The following is a 1,293-nucleotide window of genomic DNA, read 5'->3' as shown; positions in this document are numbered from 1 at the left end:
TCGGGCACGTGCTTGGTGGCGGCGCCGCCATTGGGACCAGCTCACGGCGTGGTCGCGGCGCGCAGCATGGCGACGGGGTTCAGTTGCCAGCAGACGACGGATTTCGGCTGGTGTGAGGTCCACGAGGTCGGGTGTGTCGGCCTCGTCACCCCCTTTTCGCGCTCCTGCACGGCCATCACGGCGAGGAAGACGTGGGCGAGCATGGCGAGCGTGATGTGTCGGGACCAGCCCACGTAGCGGCGGACTTCGTACTGGTCCAGGCCGCACTCGTTCTTCGCGCTTTGGAAGCACTCCTCGATCTTCCAGCGGCAACCGGCGACGCGAACCAAGTCGGCGACCGTGGCCTCCAGCGGGGCGCAGGCGAAGTAGTAGGCGATCTCGTCGGGCTTACCGATGCTGCGGCGCGCCGGCACCCACCGCTGCCGGGTCGCCTCGTGGCCGTCGGACTCCGCCGCGGCAGGCAGGCAGGCGGGCGGCGGCCCAGTTGTAGAACCGTTCGCCCTTGGCGCCAGGCCCTGCTGACAGGCGCTGCCATGCCTCGGGCGGCGCCTGAGCGATGAGATGGTCGATGCGCGGGCCGTGTACTTGCTGCGACTTGGGGACGGCGACGACGTAGGAGAGCCGGGCGCCTTCCAGGAAGTGCCGGAAGTGGGAGTCCTGCCCGTAGGCGGAGTCCGCAGTAACCCAGGCCATGGGAAGCGGAGAGTCCAGGGCGCGCAGGATCATGTCGCGGGCGAGGTCGCCTTTGGTGGCGAAGGTGCGCTCGTCGGGGATACGGGCCGCCCGGCAGCGTTCCCGGTCCTGCGTCCAGGACTTGGGCAGGTAAAGCTCGCGGTCGACGAGGGCGCGGCCGCGGGTAGTGGCGTAGGCGGCAAACACCCCGACCTGGCAATTCTCTGGGGCCCGGCCGTGCCGGAATACTGGCGCTGCACTCCGGCGGAGGTAGTGCCCTTCTTCACGATGCCGGTGTCATCCAGAATCAACACACCGTCTGGCGTGCCGAGTTGTTCGGCCACGTACGTCTGCATGTCGTCGCGCAGGCCGTCAGTGTCCCAGCGGCTGTGGGAGAGCAGGTGCTGCAGGCCGTGCGGGGTGGCGTGGCCGGCGTATTCGGCCCATTGCCAGCTGTTCTTGCGGCCCACCGGGCCGAGCAGTCCGCGGACGTAGTCCCGCATCCGCCGCCGGACCTCTACGCGGCTGAAGCGGGCTCCGGTCTTCCGGAAGAGTTCTTCGAGTTCCAAGTCCCAGGCACACGTCGGTACATCGTGGATCACGACAATGGACTGCTCGCCG

General features: G+C 68.6%; 1 pseudogene. It reads right to left on the bottom strand.

Annotation, left to right across the window (positions count from 1 at the left end):
* Positions 1 to 41: 41 nt before the first annotated feature.
* A pseudogene (locus tag KCH87_RS48420) lies at positions 42 to 1,274 on the bottom strand (IS701 family transposase).
* Between the last annotated feature and the right edge of the window lie 19 nt (positions 1,275 to 1,293).

Source organism: Streptomyces sp. GESEQ-35, from assembly GCF_017948485.1.
Classification (GTDB): domain Bacteria; phylum Actinomycetota; class Actinomycetes; order Streptomycetales; family Streptomycetaceae; genus Streptomyces.
The sequence above is the reverse complement of the archived record's forward strand: the minus strand, read 5'-3'. Positions and strand labels throughout refer to the sequence as shown.